Annotated in this window: 15 protein-coding genes and 1 riboswitch; of the genes, 8 read left to right on the forward strand and 7 right to left on the reverse strand. The window is 44.0% G+C overall.

Annotation, left to right across the window (positions count from 1 at the left end; translation table 11 throughout):
• Positions 1–4: 4 nt before the first annotated feature.
• The 7 genes from NR125_RS00210 to NR125_RS00240 form a co-directional block, all read right to left on the reverse strand.
• Positions 5–268: a BMC domain-containing protein gene (locus NR125_RS00210; protein ID WP_009334689.1), complete on the reverse strand. Its 264-nt coding sequence runs from the start codon at positions 266–268 to the stop codon at positions 5–7.
• Positions 269–293: 25 nt separating this feature from the next.
• Positions 294–1,631, reverse strand: coding sequence for a UbiD family decarboxylase (locus tag NR125_RS00215; protein ID WP_251266493.1), 1,338 nt, complete (start codon positions 1,629–1,631; stop codon positions 294–296).
• Complete coding sequence (locus NR125_RS00220) at positions 1,628–2,173, reverse strand: UbiX family flavin prenyltransferase (RefSeq protein WP_009334691.1); 546 nt, start codon at positions 2,171–2,173, stop codon at positions 1,628–1,630. Before NR125_RS00220 ends, NR125_RS00215 begins: the two co-directional genes overlap by 4 nt.
• A gap of 34 nt (positions 2,174–2,207) precedes the next feature.
• Positions 2,208–2,798, reverse strand: a complete 591-nt coding sequence (locus NR125_RS00225; protein ID WP_256814591.1) for a cysteine hydrolase family protein — start codon at positions 2,796–2,798, stop codon at positions 2,208–2,210.
• A 27-nt stretch (positions 2,799–2,825) separates the two neighbouring features.
• The gene (gene allB / locus NR125_RS00230) at positions 2,826–4,286 is read right to left on the reverse strand and encodes an allantoinase AllB (protein WP_019379981.1); all 1,461 of its coding nucleotides are present in this window, start codon (positions 4,284–4,286) and stop codon (positions 2,826–2,828) included.
• Positions 4,287–4,357: 71 nt separating this feature from the next.
• Entirely contained in the window at positions 4,358–5,686 is a 1,329-nt protein-coding gene (locus tag NR125_RS00235) for a nucleobase:cation symporter-2 family protein (protein ID WP_009334694.1), read from the reverse strand.
• Between the two features lie 254 nt (positions 5,687–5,940).
• Positions 5,941–6,291: a Na-translocating system protein MpsC family protein gene (locus NR125_RS00240; RefSeq protein ID WP_009334695.1), complete on the reverse strand. Its 351-nt coding sequence runs from the start codon at positions 6,289–6,291 to the stop codon at positions 5,941–5,943.
• Between the two features lie 164 nt (positions 6,292–6,455).
• Positions 6,456–6,553, forward strand: a riboswitch (purine riboswitch).
• 179 nt (positions 6,554–6,732) lie between these two features.
• Between NR125_RS00240 and NR125_RS00245 the strand changes: the two genes are divergently transcribed.
• The 8 genes from NR125_RS00245 (at position 6,733) to ade (ending at position 15,355) form a co-directional block, all read left to right on the forward strand.
• A complete protein-coding gene (locus tag NR125_RS00245; RefSeq protein WP_071159021.1) occupies positions 6,733–7,221 on the forward strand; it encodes a (2Fe-2S)-binding protein in 489 nt (162 codons plus the stop codon).
• A 3-nt stretch (positions 7,222–7,224) separates the two neighbouring features.
• The gene (locus tag NR125_RS00250; protein ID WP_009334697.1) at positions 7,225–7,809 is read left to right on the forward strand and encodes a nucleotidyltransferase family protein; all 585 of its coding nucleotides are present in this window, start codon (positions 7,225–7,227) and stop codon (positions 7,807–7,809) included.
• Positions 7,810–7,825: 16 nt separating this feature from the next.
• Positions 7,826–8,701, forward strand: a complete 876-nt coding sequence (locus NR125_RS00255; RefSeq protein ID WP_009334698.1) for an FAD binding domain-containing protein — start codon at positions 7,826–7,828, stop codon at positions 8,699–8,701.
• Positions 8,698–10,986, forward strand: coding sequence for a xanthine dehydrogenase family protein molybdopterin-binding subunit (locus NR125_RS00260; protein WP_256814594.1), 2,289 nt, complete (start codon positions 8,698–8,700; stop codon positions 10,984–10,986). The genes NR125_RS00255 and NR125_RS00260 overlap by 4 nt, the downstream gene beginning before the upstream one ends.
• Before the next feature lie 8 nt (positions 10,987–10,994).
• Positions 10,995–11,828 carry an XdhC family protein gene (locus NR125_RS00265; protein ID WP_256814595.1) on the forward strand — a complete coding sequence of 278 codons (834 nt, stop codon included), beginning with the start codon at positions 10,995–10,997 and terminating at the stop codon, positions 11,826–11,828.
• Positions 11,807–12,121, forward strand: coding sequence for an XdhC family protein (locus NR125_RS00270; RefSeq protein ID WP_071159011.1), 315 nt, complete (start codon positions 11,807–11,809; stop codon positions 12,119–12,121). Before NR125_RS00265 ends, NR125_RS00270 begins: the two co-directional genes overlap by 22 nt.
• A 90-nt stretch (positions 12,122–12,211) precedes the next feature.
• The gene (locus tag NR125_RS00275; protein WP_071159009.1) at positions 12,212–13,579 is read left to right on the forward strand and encodes an NCS2 family permease; all 1,368 of its coding nucleotides are present in this window, start codon (positions 12,212–12,214) and stop codon (positions 13,577–13,579) included.
• A 39-nt stretch (positions 13,580–13,618) separates the two neighbouring features.
• Positions 13,619–15,355, forward strand: a complete 1,737-nt coding sequence (gene ade / locus NR125_RS00280; protein WP_256814597.1) for an adenine deaminase — start codon at positions 13,619–13,621, stop codon at positions 15,353–15,355.
• The last annotated feature ends 341 nt before the right edge of the window (positions 15,356–15,696 follow it).

A 15,696-nucleotide genomic window follows, 5' to 3' on the forward strand; every position in this document is an offset into this window, starting at 1 on the left:
TCCTTTAAAGAATTTTGCGAAGTTCTGAATGAGGGCGGGGAATAACATTAGCCGAAACCAGTTCTCCTCCTGTCATGGTGTGTGCAGTCTTCCCAACCTCAACAGCTGCAGACACTGCTGCGACATCGCCCTCAATAATGACGGTGACAAGGCCGGATCCGACTCTCTTTAAATCAACTAAACTGACATTTGCCGCTTTTGCCATTGAGTCCAGCGCTTCAATAGCCGCTGTCAACCCCCTAGTTTCAATCAAGCCTATTGCCTTCATTTTTGACCTCCTCTACTGCAGAAGCTTAAAGATAGTCTTCGAGATTCACTTCAATGGGGATTGAAGTCCTTTTAAATAACTCTTCTTTTCCAAGAGGATAGGTTGCGTCGATGCCCATCTTATCACTGACTCCTTTTAGATGATGGGAAGACTCGAGCGGCGATCCCTTTGCACCCTGAACGATAAATATGTCATCACCAGCCTGGACTCTTGTCGCAATGGCCCATTCAACATCATCTGAATCAAAAATATCGACATCATCATTCACGACAACCACATGCTTTAAATCCTTATCGCTTGCAAAAGCTGCAAGTGCTGCCTGCTTGCCGTCACCATCATGCTTCTTCTCAATTTGAATGACTGCATGATAGCGAGCCACCCCGCCCATCGGGATATGTACAGCTTTTATATTTGGAACCACTTGCCGGACGGTGCTTAAAAGCGTAGCTTCCCTTACAAGCGCCATCGGCAGCCTTTCTTCATAGCTTGATGGAAAAATAGTCTGTGAGATAGCATTATCACGATAAGTAACGGCTGAAAACTCTACAACCGGCTGAGGCGTTCTGGTGCCATAATAACCTGCCAGTTCGCCAAACGGTCCTTCCAGTTCTCTTTCATATGGCAGCATTCTGCCTTCCAAAACGATTTCCGCCTCAGCCAATACTTCCAGATCGACCGTTTTGCATTGAACAACATCAAGGGATTGGCCGAGCAGTGCACCGGCAACATCCAATTTGTCGGTATGATACAAATGTGTACTAATCTGAGAACTTAATACAACTGCTGGAACCACTCCAAACATAACAGCCACTTCCATCGGTTCGCCAATGCTTTCATAATGGACATATTGCTCCATCAGCTCTGGAGAGGTTATGAGAATATTCGTTCGATTCCCGCCAAGATATTGCATTCTGCGAATGGAGGTATACCTTTTTCTCCCCGATAAATCTTTAACCACCAATATTCCTGAAACATAATAGGCACCTGAGTCTTCCGCGTGATAGGTTGGGATAGGAAACAAGTCTGCAAGATCGAATTCCCCGCTCACCAGATTCTCCTGAACAGGGCCAGTTTGCCTTAACGTGGTTGGAATAGGGTTAACAATTGAGTCGATGATTTTAGGAATAAGTTCGGCAGACTGGATTCCCATGCTGTCAGCCATCAGCTCTCTGTCACCTCCCAAACCGGCCGCCATGGAAGATTGATAGCCTTTAATTTTTTCAAATAAAAAAGGCTCTTTTCCTTTTTTGGCATTAATCACTGCCCCCAGCTCGTGCATCGGATCCACTTCTTTTTTCACCCGATGAAGAAGTCCCATGCTTTCCCATCTATCCAGCAATGCCCTCATTGTTACAGGGTTCATGCCTTTTCCCCCCATCTCTCCAGCAGCTCATGGTCAATATCCAGCATGTCCAAGATCCTTGCCACCATAAAGTTCGCCAGCTCCCATATTTCCGTCGGCTTATGATAGAAGCCTGGTGATGCAGGCATTATACATGCTCCACTCTCAGCAAGAAGAGTCATATTGCGCAAATGAATCAAATTAAAAGGTGCTTCCCGAGGAACAATAATGAACTTTCGATTCTCCTTCAAGACAACACTGGCAGCCCTGCTTAGTAGCGTATCACCGACCCCATTCGCAATAGCTCCCAATGTATTCATCGAACATGGCACGATAACCATTCCGTCTGTCTTAAAGGATCCGCTGGCAACCGCAGCGAAAAGATTTTGGTTGCTGTGGATAGTGGCATACTCCTTCAGCTCGTCCATCTTGACCCCGCATTCAAATTGCATTACTTTTTCTCCCATCTCCGTAGCAATTAAATGCGTTTCGATCTCTAATTGATGAAGAGCGCGGATCAATGTATAAGCATACAATGATCCGCTTGCTCCGGTAATGCCCACTAAAATCCGCTTTTTCCTAGTCCCCAGCGAGGAGTTAGACAACAGATTCGTCTTGGGAGAATTTCTTTTTAGCAAGCATTTTGTAATTTTCTGTTGATAATATATCTCCGAAGATATCAATGTCTCTTAAACCTGATACATGCATATCTTCATCCTGAGAAGCGGTAGCATCTGAAATGCAAATGACATTGTAGCCGTGATACAAAGCATCAGAAGCAGTACTGCGAACACATACATTGGTCCAGACTCCAGTCAGCACAACGGTATCAATTTCTTCTTCTCTCAAGAAGAGATCAAAATCGGTGTAGCTAAACGCACTATGCCGCCTCTTTTGGACCACATAATCCCCTTTGCTCTCATCAGGCTGAAGCTCTGGAATGAATTCCGAACCCCAGGTTCCCTTAACTGCATGGACAGGCCTCACGCGAAAATCCCGGTCATTTTTTCTGTGTGCTTCCTGAACATGCACAACCTGGATATTGTGCTCATGAGCGAATTGAATAAGCTCTTGAATTTTGGGAACTATTTTTTCGCCATTTTCACACCTTAATGCTGCTTTTTCGCCGATAAAGTCGTTTAACATATCAATAATGACCACACAGTGCTTTTTTCCCCTAAGTTCCAATCCGGTCAGCCTCCCTCTATTAACTATTTATTGCTGTGCTACTGGGTCTTTTGTTTTTGCTTTTACCGCTTCGTATTTTTCATACTTGAATGTTCTCTCAAGCCTCTGAATGCTTTGGCGCGGAACATACTCACCATAGCCCGCTTCTCCTACGATGCCTTTATCTTCATCGAAAATCACGTTTCCGCGAATGATCGTTTGGACTGGCTTTCCTTTAAGCTTCATGCCATGCAGAGGGTTATATTTAGCCATTGATTCTGTTTTTTGCTCGTCTATTACATATTCTTTCTCAAGATCAATAACAGTGAAATCAGCATCACTGCCAATTTCCATTGATCCCTTTTTAGGGTAAATGCCATAGTGAATGGCGGCATTGCGGCTCGTTACCTCGACAAATCTTGATAGAGATAAACGGCCTTTATTTAAACCTTCACTGACAAGGATCGGCACCATCGTTTCTACCCCGGGTATGCCAGGGAAAGTGTTCCAGATCGTTGCCCCAGGATAATCCTTTTCTGTGGCAATTTCATATGGAGCATGATCTGTACCGACAAAATCGATGGTTCCGTCAGCCAGAGCCTGCCAGTGAGATTCGTTATCCTCTTTTCCTCGTAAAGGAGGAGCAATCTTTGCATAGGAACCGCGCTCTGACATGGAGTCCTTTGCATTAAGTACAAGATAGTGAGGACAGGTTTCTGCTGTAACCTTAACACCACGCTTCTTGGCTGCTTTTACCAGCTCGACGCCTTCTTTTGTGCTCATATGTACCACATGTACACGTGCGTCTGTAGCTTCTGCAAAGCTGAGAATCAATTCAATGGCCACCTTCTCAGCGAGGCTTGAACGCGCTTCCGCCCATGCTGGTCCGTCAAGGCGACCTTCTTTTTCAAGTTTTTTGGAATAGAATGTGCAGATATCATAGTTTTCAGCATGAACACCAATTGGGAGTCCGGTTTTTGCAACGTTACTGAATATTTCCAGCATCTCTGCGTCCGATACTTTAGGGAAGGTAGGTACAGAAGGAGTCATGTAAACTTTAAAGGCAACAACTCCCTGGTCAATCTGCGGATAAATATTATCAATCCAGCCTTCACGTGCATCTTCTCCAGTCATGCCTCCCCAGAAACAGTAATCAATATAGGCCTGATCCCTGATTGGTCCGATTTTTTTATTGAAACTCTCCCCATCACGAACGGATGGCTTGCTGCAGCAAGGCATATCTATAATGGTTGTTAAGCCTCCGGCTGCTGCAGAACGGCTGCCAGTAGCAAAGGTTTCTCTATGAGTGAAGCCTGGATCCATAAAATGAGTATGCGGATCAATACAGCCTGGAACGACTAATTTTCCTTTAATATCAATTACCCTGGCTGCATTTAGAAAAGAAATGTCATTAGTGTAGCCAACAATCTTTCCCTCGTTTACTAGAATATTTGTTAAAACCTGACGATCTCCCTGAGGAATGCTTGCATTTTTCAAAATTAAATCCATTTCTCCTGCTCCTATCTATTATTTGGATTTCTGCCTCCCGATAAAGAGGCAGATGGTTTCAGCAATTGCATTTAAATCGCTTCAGCTGAATGATCTCCTTTCAGCTGTTCGATTCTTTCACTTTCACTTATATTTAAATCTTTATAATTAAATACCAAATTTAATAAAATTGCTGTGATGCTTCCCAGCACGATCCCATTTTCAACCAGCAAGCGTGCGCTTGTTGGAAGACTTTCAAAAATTTGCGGGACAACTGCCGAACCAAGTCCGATTCCTATGGAACAGGCAACGATAAGCAAGTTTTCATTTTTGCTGAAATCAACAACAGAAAGCATTCTGATTCCGGATGAGATAACCATTCCAAACATTGGAATCATTGCTCCGCCAAGAACAGCCATAGGGATAATCGTGGTCAGAGCTGCCACTTTAGGCAAAAGCCCCAAAATCATTAATATAACGCCAGCTGCGATAACTACATTTCTCGTTTTTACTTTAGTTAGCGCTACAAGTCCCACATTCTGTGAAAAGGACGTATAAGGAAATGCATTAAAGATTCCTCCTATTACCACAGCCAGCCCCTCTGCACGCAGCCCTTTTTTTATGTCTTTGGAGTCCAGCTTTCTCTCGCAGACATCTCCGAGGGCCAGAAATACCCCAGTAGATTCAATCATGCTCACAATAGCTACTAAAGTCATTGTAAGTATGGCCGAGGCATTGAATGTCGGGAATCCGAAATAAAATGGCTGAACGACATGAAACCAGGAAGCCTGGCTGACTTCGGCAAAGCTGACGAGCCCCATAAAATAAGCAGTGATCGTTCCGGCCACCAATGAAAGCAGCACAGATATAGCTCTCATATAGCCTTTAAAGAACCTGTTCATTAAAATAATGAGAACGAGTGTAAATGCAGCCAGGAATAAATTCTGGGCACTCCCATATTCTGGGGAACCAAGTCCTCCTGCAGCATTATTCATTGCAACAGGGATCAAGGAAACCCCGATAATAGCTACCACTGAACCGGTTACGACCGGCGGGAAAAATCTCATTATTTTACTCATAAATTGAGATAAGATCATTACGATGATTCCCGAAGCAATAATGGCCCCGTAGATGGCTGTAATGCCCTGCAAATTCCCGATGGCAATCATGGGTCCGACTGCTGTAAAAGTACATCCAAGAATCACCGGCAGCCTTATGCCAAAATGCCTCCCCCCTATTACTTGAAGCAATGTAGCAATCCCGCAAGTAAATAAATCAATTGAAATTAAGTAAGCAAGCTGCTGGGCCGTGAGCCCTATTGCCGGTCCAACAATCAGTGGAACAATAACAGCACCTGCATACATGGCCAGCACATGCTGAAATCCCAAAGTCCCTACTTTCCAAGGATTTAGCTTTTCCAAAGACTTCCCCTCCAGGTTTAATTCTTTGTTATGCCTCAGCCTGACTCCAGCGGATAAAAACAGGCATCACCTCCCAAAAGAAAAATGAGTATAAAAAAAACCGCAGCAATAGATAACATCAAAGTACACATAGATGCTCTATTACTGCGGTTTCATTCAGCTTCCGTTAAACAAAAGGCAAAGGAACCGCTCCGATATTCAGGTTTAAGAAAAACTGCGGCATGCACAGCTTCCCCAAACATATTGTAAAACTGCTATTCTTCAAAATAAATAACTGTGCATGCTTCTTCGGTATCAGGATCGTAATCTTTTAAAATCGTTTTGACTTTCAAATGGAGAGAATTTTCAATCAGACCCTTTAAAAGCGATTTAAATTCAACAATTAATGCTGAATCAACCGATATGGTCAGGTGATGAAAATTCTGGCTTAGCATATGCAGTGCCTGTACACGCTTATGCTGAGCAAATATGATGACTCTATCATCAAAAGTTTCAAGACGCTGTTTCTTTACGCCTGTACCGTAGATCTCCTGATTGACACGATTATAAAGAAAAGCGAGATCTTTTTTTAATGATTGATGGAATTTTGAGGTTATTACAGTCATGTAGTCCTCCTGTTATTCACTATATTAAACAAGGCAGTTTTATAAGTCAATACCATTTATCAGAAAATTCTTACTTGACAAAATATTAGCTTAACTATTACACTACAAATCAACTCCCCCTCTATTTCTATAATTGTCTTGATAATACCTCCCTCCAGCACACTGAAAAATCAAATAGAATTTTTCGTATAACCTCAATAATCGGCTTGAGGGTTTCTACTGGGAACCGGAATTCCTATCTACGAAAGGCATTTTCCTGTGGACAGCAGCCAGGAACCTTTTGTGCAGGAATTTTTTTGTGCTTATTAGTCTATTTAGTAGAATATGCATAATATCATAATTTAAATACCTCTGCTTGCTCGCCAGACTATTATCCCTTAATACTCACACAATTTCTCATTGTCATTTTTAAGTTTCAAAGTTCTATGAGGAGGCGAAGATTTGAAAAGTATTAATTTTATTGTTAATGGAAAGGAACGTACGGTCGTTTGCCCGCCTGCTAAAACACTCCTGGATGTCTTAAGGGAAGATTTAGGATTGACTGCCAGCAAGGAATGCTGCGGCAAGGGAGAATGCGGATCATGCTCTGTACTAATCAATAAAGAGGTTGTATGCTCCTGTCTAGTCCTCGCTGGCCAGGCGGAAAACCAGGTGATCACAACTTGTGAAGGAGTCGGCCTATCACCAAATCTCGATGTAATTCAGGAATCATTTATTGCTGAAGGGGCAACACAGTGCGGTTACTGTACTCCGGGTATCATCGTATCAGCTAAAGCATTTTTAGATAAAGTTGACACGATCCCATCTGCAGAGGAAATTAAAACAGCATTAGGCGGCAATCTATGCCGCTGTACAGGCTATACAAAAATTATTAAGGCAGTGCAGACAGCTGCTTCAAAAAAAATATCCGAACCGGAAGCAGCCAAATAGTCCATGACACATACAGCTATTGTTCTTGCTGCAGGCCGATCCAGTAGAATGGGCACTTTAAAAGGACTGCTGCCGTGGCAAGGAACGACATTATTCGAGCATCAGCTGCAAAACCTCAAGGAATCCGTGTTTTCTGACATTGTTGTCGTTTTGGGTTACAAAGCCGAAGAATTTATTCCTATCGCAAAGAAATACCCTATCAAAATCATAATGAATGAACAATTCCATGAAGGAAAATGCTCATCAATCATTTCCGGAGTTAAAACCGCAGTCAAGTCAGCAGAAACGATTCTTATTACATCTGTTGACCAGCCGCTTCAGTCTTTCACCGTTAACAGGCTTGCAGAATCTCTTGCAAAAAGCGGCGGCCTGATTGCAGTTCCCAGCCATCAAGGCAAAAGAGGTCACCCTATCCTCTTTTCCGCCCAATTGAGAAGCGATCTTTTATCTATCAAGGAAGAAAGAATGGGCCTGAGATTTGTAATTCAAAAGCATGAAAAAGCTCTTCTTGAGGTGCCCGTTGAAAATGATGAGATTCATCTCAACCTGAATAAAGAGGCAGATTATATAAATGCCCTAAAAAAATGACCTGGGAGGTAAGTCAATGCTCGTTTCAGAAATTGATATGATTACCCCTTCCTCACTATCCGAATGTCTGACCCAGCTATCAAAGGAAGACAGGAAACATAGATTGATAGCCGGCGGGACAGATGCAGCAGTCCGGATGAAGGAAGGCAAATGGCGGCCTGATACATGGATAAATATTAAAAACTTAAAAGAGCTGCGCTATATCAAAGAAAGTGAAGATTTTATCCATATTGGCCCCTTGACCACACATACCGATATGATTCAATCACCGCTTCTGCAGAGAAAAGCAGATGTTCTCGTGGAAGCAGCCCGTGAAGTCGGAGCCACCCAAATGCAGAATATGGGAACAATCGGGGGAAATATTGCTACTGCTTCCCCTGCAGGCGATACCCTTCCGGCTTTGTATGTTCTTGGTGCCATGCTCGAACTCACCTCGCTGACGAATAAACGGACCATTCCAATCGAAGAGTTTATCACTGGTCCCGGCAGGACAGTTTTAAAAGAAAATGAAATGATTACAAATATCCTAATAAAGCCGCAAAAACCAAATGGTATAGGCATTTTCCAAAAGCTCGGCCCCCGAAAAGCACAATCCATTTCAATTGTGAATGTAGCCATTTTACTCACAATGGACAATGACCGCAATTGCACGGAAGGAAAAATTGCCTTCGGTTCTGTGGCGCCGACTATTATCCGTGCACGTAAGTGTGAATCAATGCTTACCCTGGGGCAGCTTAACGAGGAATTAATCCAGAATATCGCCAAAATTGCCTGGAAAGAGGTCATGCCCATTTCAGATGGAAGAGCAACTGCTACATATAGAAGAGATATGGCAAGCGCTTTACTGGAAAGAGGGTTATATCGTCTAATCAGGAGGTGGGAAAACCAATGAACACCAAATGGGTTGGAAAAAGAGTCCAAAGAATTGATGGCCCGGAAAAAGTAACAGGAGAATTAAAATATATGACCGATTACCAATTTGACAATATGGTTTGGGGCAAAGTCCTGCGGTCTGAATATCCGCATGCCAAAATAAAATCCATTGACACTGAAGCAGCTAAAAACCTCCCAGGTGTTATTTGTGTACTTACCCATAAAGATATTCCCGGCTTTAATGGATTTGGGATTGTTGTTCCCGATCAGCCTGTTCTGTGCTCAGATGTCGTACGGTGCACAGGGGATGCTGTAGCACTGGCTGCAGCAGAAACTCTGGAAATCGCCGAACAGGCACTGACGTTAATCAAAGTGGATTATGAGCCTTTGGAAGTTGTTGCTGATGCTGAATATGCCTTAACCGATTCTGCTCCAAAGCTTCATCCTGATGGCAATTTGCACAGCCATGTGAAAATAAAAAACGGAAACATTGAGGAAGCCTTCGAAGAAGCTGACATCATTGTTGAGAATACCTTCTACTCCCCCCGCCAAATGCATGCATTTATTGAAACAGAAGGCGGCTGGGGAGTTATGGATGAAGAAGGATTCCTCACGATTCGCTGCCCTGGCCAATACGCGTACCGTGATCGAATGCAGATTGCAAGGTCCCTGGCTTATAACCCTGAAAGAATCAGAGTCATTTCAAGTCCTATTGGAGGAGCATTCGGCGGGAAGGATGAGATTACGGTTCAAATTTATCTGGCTCTCCTTGCCATGCATACAAACGGGCGGCCGGTAAAAATTCATTTAAGCCGTGAAGAGTCTGTCATTGCCGGCATAAAAAGGCATCCATTTAAAGTCAAAATGAAAACAGCTGCCAAAAAAGACGGCACATTGATCGCTAACCAGGTAACTGCCATAGGAGATACCGGGGCCTATGCTTCCCTGGGTGGGGCAGTCATCGCTCTGGCAATCGAGCATTCTTGCGGCCCTTATAAAATTCCAAATGTGGATCTCGAAGGCTTCTGTGTTTATACCAATAATGGCATTGCCGGTGCCTTCAGAGGCTTTGGCGTCAACCAGGTATGTATGGGAATTGAAACCCATATGGATATGATTGCAGAAAAACTGGGAATGAATCCAATTGAACTTCGCAAAAAAAATGTCTATCATCAGGGCGAAGTTTCAAGTGTCGGCCACATTGTCAAATCCAGTGTGGGCACCTATAAAACACTTGAAACCGCAGAAAATTGCGATCTGTGGAAGAACCGTGAAAAATATAAATCCGAAGTGAGTGAGCCATGGAAAAAACGGGGGGTGTCCCTCGCAACTTCCTTTCATGGCATTGGAATGGGTATTGGCCTGCCTGATTATGGAGCCGCCTCTATCGAACTTCAGTCAGACGGTAAATTTCTTGTAGGTGTCGGATGCGAGGAAATCGGCGGAGGCAATAGCACTGTGTACGCCCAGATAGCGGCTGAGATGCTGAACTGTGATATCAGCAATATTATGGTCGTTCAAGGAGATACACAGAAGACACTTGATGGCGGTACTGTAACTGCCTCCCGCTCCACCTACACCGGCGGAAGAGCTGTTGCGGCAGCAGCACCCAAGATGACTGAGCTTCTTATCCAAACAGCTGCTGAAATGCTGAATTTACAAGCATCAAGAATTGACTTAAGACCAAACCATATTTCAGCCGATGGACAAATCATACCCTATAAGTCTATATATAAGCACCTTTATGATCAACATCAGTCTGCCAGAGTAGAAGGACACTTCTACCTTCCAAAAGAAAAGGAAGAAATCAAAGGCTCAGGCGGCGCCCCCCATCATTTATACGGATATTTAACCCATGTCGTGATGGTTGAAGTAGATACTTTAACTGGTGAAACGGATGTTTTGCGGGTTGTTTCCATCCCTGATGCAGGAAAAGTCATTAATCCGCAGGGGTTAGAGGGCCAGGCTGAAGGCGGAGCAGTAATGGGAATCGGCTATACCCTTTTTGAGGATGTGCTGATAGAGAATGGTTATCATAAGACACGGAATTTCACTGATTATATCATCCCCACTATTCGCGAGACGCCTTTAATTGAGACCTTCCCTGTTGAAGAGCCCGAACAATCAGGGCCTTTTGGGGCAAAAGGAATTGGTGAAGTAGTGATGATTCCGATTATCGCTGCTATCATGTCGGCCATATATGATGCAACAGGAGCTAGAATCTTTCAACTGCCTGCTACTCCTGAAAGAGTTTTTAATGCATTGAAAGACCTAAAAAAACAAAAAGTCCAATCTGCAAGGTGATGCAATTGATGAGCCGCAATTTATTTGCCAAATTAGAAGAGTCCATCAATAACCGAAAAGACACATATCTCCTTACCATTACAGACTATCCTGATAACAAAATCCTCGGAGCCAAAGCGTTATTATGGCCAGATGGAGGCCTCTGTACTGAAAACTCACTGCTGCCGCAGGATGTGAAGGATCTATTAATAGCACAATGCAGTAGACTTGTCGCCAAAAAGCGGTCCGGCGCAGTGAAATTTGTGTGGAAGGACAGCATAATTGAATGTTTTGCAGAATACTTCCCTGCTCCGCTCCATTTGATAGTCGCCGGGGCGGGCCATGTGTGTGAACCCGTGGCAGAAATGGGGCGTATGCTGGGATTTTTCGTCACAGTAATAGACGATCGGGAAGAGTTCGCAAACAGGGAACGCTTTCCATTTGCCAATGAAGTGGTTTGCCAATCCTATCTGCGTTATTTCAGGGATGTGGATATTTCGGAAAAAACCTATATTCTCCTTCTTACCAGGGGACATAAATATGACGTGCTCAGTTTGAATGAACTTTTAAAAAGAAACAGTCAGGCAGGATATATAGGCATGATTGGCAGCAGAAGGCGCATTTCAGGTGTTTTTAAAGAACTTCAGCAGGATTTTCCGGATGAAAGCTTTGACAATTTATACACCCCTGTAGGACTAGATATCGGAGCAGAAACACCTGCAGAGATAGCAGTCAGTATTATGGCAGAAATTCTGAAAGTAAAAAATCAAAAATCTGGAAATTCTTTAAGTACACAGATTAAAAAGTATGCGAAGATGGGTTTCCATGAGGGGGCCGGCAAATGGACCAAATGCAGCTCATAAAGCGAGCCATCGAAGTCAGGAAAGGAGGTGAGAAAGCAGCGCTCGCCACAATTATTCGCACCAAAGGGTCCACTCCGAGAAAAACTGGAAGCCGAATGATTGTGTTTCCCTGCGGAAGAATTGAAGGTACAATTGGCGGGGGCTGCGGTGAAGCAGAAGTGATTGAGAAGGCCTTCGAAGTCATCCAATCGAATACTCCAAGTCAACAGCGCGTTGATTTAACGAAAGGGCTATTTTTTGAAGATGGAGGAATCTGCGGCGGAATTATGGATGTCTTTATTGAACCAATTTAACCAAAATAATGTATAACTCCCGCCTATTCCATGGTCAAGTCAGTTTGTATGGCAGAATGGACATTTACCATGAAGAAGGAGTGACTTTTCATGTCGATAATCGAAAAGGATCTTGGGTCAGGCCTCCCGCCTGCCTCTGGTGCGAACCTCTTAGAACGGCTCTTTAAGCTATCCGCACGAAATACCAATGTAAAGACAGAACTTCTTGCGGGCGTTACTTCGTTTATGACAATGAGTTATATTATCTTTGTCAACCCGATTATCTTAGCGGACGCAGGAATACCAAAAGAAGCCGCACTGGCTGCAACCATATACGCAAGTGTCTTCTGTACTCTTCTAATGGCACTGTGGGCAAATTTCCCTGTTGCGGTTGCCCCTGGCATGGGGCTGAATGCTTTTTTTGCTTATACAGTAGTCCTTGGTCAGGGACTTTCCTGGCAAACAGCCCTTGGAGCTGTATTTATATCGGGAATTGTGTTTTTAATTTTAACAGTTACAGGAGTCCGCCAAAAGATCGTAGATGGTGTCCCGGATGTTTTAAAGTCAGCTATAGGTGTTGGGATTGGATTATTCATTGCTTTTATTGGCTTAAAAAATGCAGAACTTGTGGTCGCAAATGAATCTACATTTGTCGGCTTAGGAAGCATAACAAGCCAAGGCCCGCTTCTTGCCCTTTTTGGATTAATTATTGCCGCCCTCCTCATGGCGAAAAAAGTAAAAGGCGCGCTGCTGATTAGCATATTGGGTACAAGTGCGCTGGCCATGATTGTTGGCTTTATTGCCTATCCAAAGGCCGTAAGTGATATCGTATCCCTCAGTCTTCCAAGCATGTCTGACACGTTTTTAGCTATGGATATTATGGGAGCAGTAAAATATGGCATCATCTCAGTCATTTTCTCCTTTACTATTGTAGAATTATTTGACAATTTAGCTACCCTCATCGGATTATCAAGAAAAGCTGGCCTCACTGATGAAAATGGAAAAATTGAAAATCTGGATCGTGCACTTCAGGCAGATGCAGTTGGCACGATGGCAAGTGCAGCCTTTGGAAGCACTGCCTTAAACGCATATGTGGAAAACGCAACCGGGATCTCGGAAGGCGGACGCACTGGCTTAACTGCTTTAACTGTAGCTGTTTTATTTTTTTTGTCGCTCATTTTTGCTCCGCTCATTTATTTCATACCATCTGTAGCAACAGCACCTATCCTCATCCTCGTTGGTGCCTTAATGCTCAGTGAAATAAAACATATAAGCTTCGATGACTTCTCTGATGTCATACCTGTTTTTTTAACAATCGTTCTTATGCCTTTAACTTTCAGTATCGCCCAGGGGCTGGCATTCGGCTTTATCTCTTACACACTGCTTAAGCTTCTTACAGGCAAGCATCATCAAATTCACTGGATCATGTATTTTGTCAGTACAGCCTTTATCATTAATTTCATTATGGGCGGACATTAAAAAGATGTTTGTCATTTTCAAAAAAAGCGAGGAGTTTACATGAAGCTAACCATTGAAAATTTACGAAAAAGAATAGACGTGGCAGCCAAAAGGACTCCTGCCGATCTGGTTATTAAAAACGGGAAGGTAATAAATGTATTTACACGCGAAATCATTGAGGAAGACATAGCCATTGCCGATGGAATCGTAGCTGGCTTAGGAAGCTATGAAGGGAAGGAAATCATTGATGCTGGGGGCAGCTATATAGCCCCCGGGTTCATTGATGGGCATGTCCATATTGAGTCAGCGATGGTTACCCCTGCTGAATTCAGCAATGTTGTTCTCCCGCACGGAGTAACGACTGTCATTGCAGACCCTCACGAAATAGCCAATGTCAGCGGAACAATAGGCATTGATTTCATGCTGGAATCTTCAGAAGAGATCCCGCTTGATGTATTTTTTATGCTTCCATCCTGTGTGCCTGCAACTCCATTTGAAAATGCCGGCGCTTCTCTCAGTTACAAGGATCTTGAAAAATATTACGGTCACCCGAGAGTGCTCGGTCTTGGTGAAGTAATGGATTACCCTGCTGTTATGAACAATGATGCAGAAATGCTAAAAAAACTGGAAGACGCTCATAGCAAAGGAAAATGTATCGATGGGCATGCAGCAGGACTTAATGCAGATGAAATTAATATATACATGGCCGCCGGGATTAGGACGGACCATGAATGCATAAACCCTGAAGAAGCACTGGACCGAATGCGCAAAGGGATGTATGTTATGCTGAGGGAAGGATCGGCGGCCAGAGACTTATTAGCACTTCTCAAATCTGTCAGCGAACATAATGCACGGCGCTGTTTATTCGTAACGGATGACAAGCATCTGGATGACCTGATCAATGAAGGCAGCATTGACCATAATGTCAGAATGGCCATTAAGGAAGGGATGGATCCTATTCTTGCCGTTCAAATCGCTACGCTGAATGCAGCAGAATGCTTCGGCCTGAAAAATAAAGGGGCTATTGCTCCCGGTTATGAAGCCGACCTGATATTTCTTAGTGATCTTAGGAATGTAAAGGTTGAGAAAGTAATGAAAAGCGGAATACTTGCTGCAGAAAACGGGGTCATTAAGGATCCAGTTCCTGAGAGCCTCGAACCTGTAACCGCCATTTGGGACAGTGTCAAAATCGGCAGCCTAAACGGTGAGGATTTAAGCATAAGAATGGGAACTGGGAATGCCAATATTATTGGCATTATACCAAACAGCATTGTGACCAGGCACCTGGTGGAAAAGGCCGATTCACTTAATGGCTATTTCCAGCCTAATTCTGATAAAGATTATTTAAAATTGGCTGTGGTGGAGCGGCATCACCTCACTGGAAGCATCGGGCTTGGCATAATTAAGGGGCTGGGGATTACAAGAGGAGGGATTGCCTCAACGGTTGCCCACGATTCCCATAATATTGTGGCAGCAGGCACCTCTGATGAAGATTTACTGGCGGCAATTAAGCATACGGCAGCAATGAAAGGCGGCCTGGCTGTTGTCCAGGATGGAAAGATCCTTGCGGAACTCCCCCTGCCTATTGCCGGGCTCATGAGTGATCGGGATTCTTCATTTATTTACGGACGTTTGTCTGAGTTGAATCATGCACTTAGAACAGTCGGATGCAGTATGGAATTCAACCCGTTTTTGACGCTTTCATTTTTAGCGCTTCCAGTAATACCTGAGCTCAAGTTAACTGATAGAGGATTATTTTCCGTCAGCTCCTTTAGCCACATTAATGCAGAATCATAGAAAAGCGGAAGCTGCCCGCCTATAAAGGAACCCAGACTTAAAGCGCTACGTCCTCCCAAAAGCTACCGCTTTCGGTCGTGCGATGTATCGCTGCCGTAGCTTTCCTTGTCCTGTGGCAGCGTCTGCATGACCCGCATCCTCCCAAAAGCTGCCGCTTTTGGTCGTGCGAAGATTACGCTGACGAAGCCTTCCTTGTCCTGCGGGCCTCAAGCATAAGACGAGCCGGCTAAATGGCTGCACTTAAACTATTTGGACGGATTGATAGAAATGTTGAGGCGACTGTCCAGGGACGACAAGCATAAGGCGGTTTTTCCTTCTGGAAGGGAACGGCTTATGACCTC

The sequence above is a fragment of the Cytobacillus sp. Bac17 genome (assembly GCF_024519925.1).
GTDB classification, from domain to species: domain Bacteria; phylum Bacillota; class Bacilli; order Bacillales; family Cytobacillaceae; genus Cytobacillus; species Cytobacillus pseudoceanisediminis.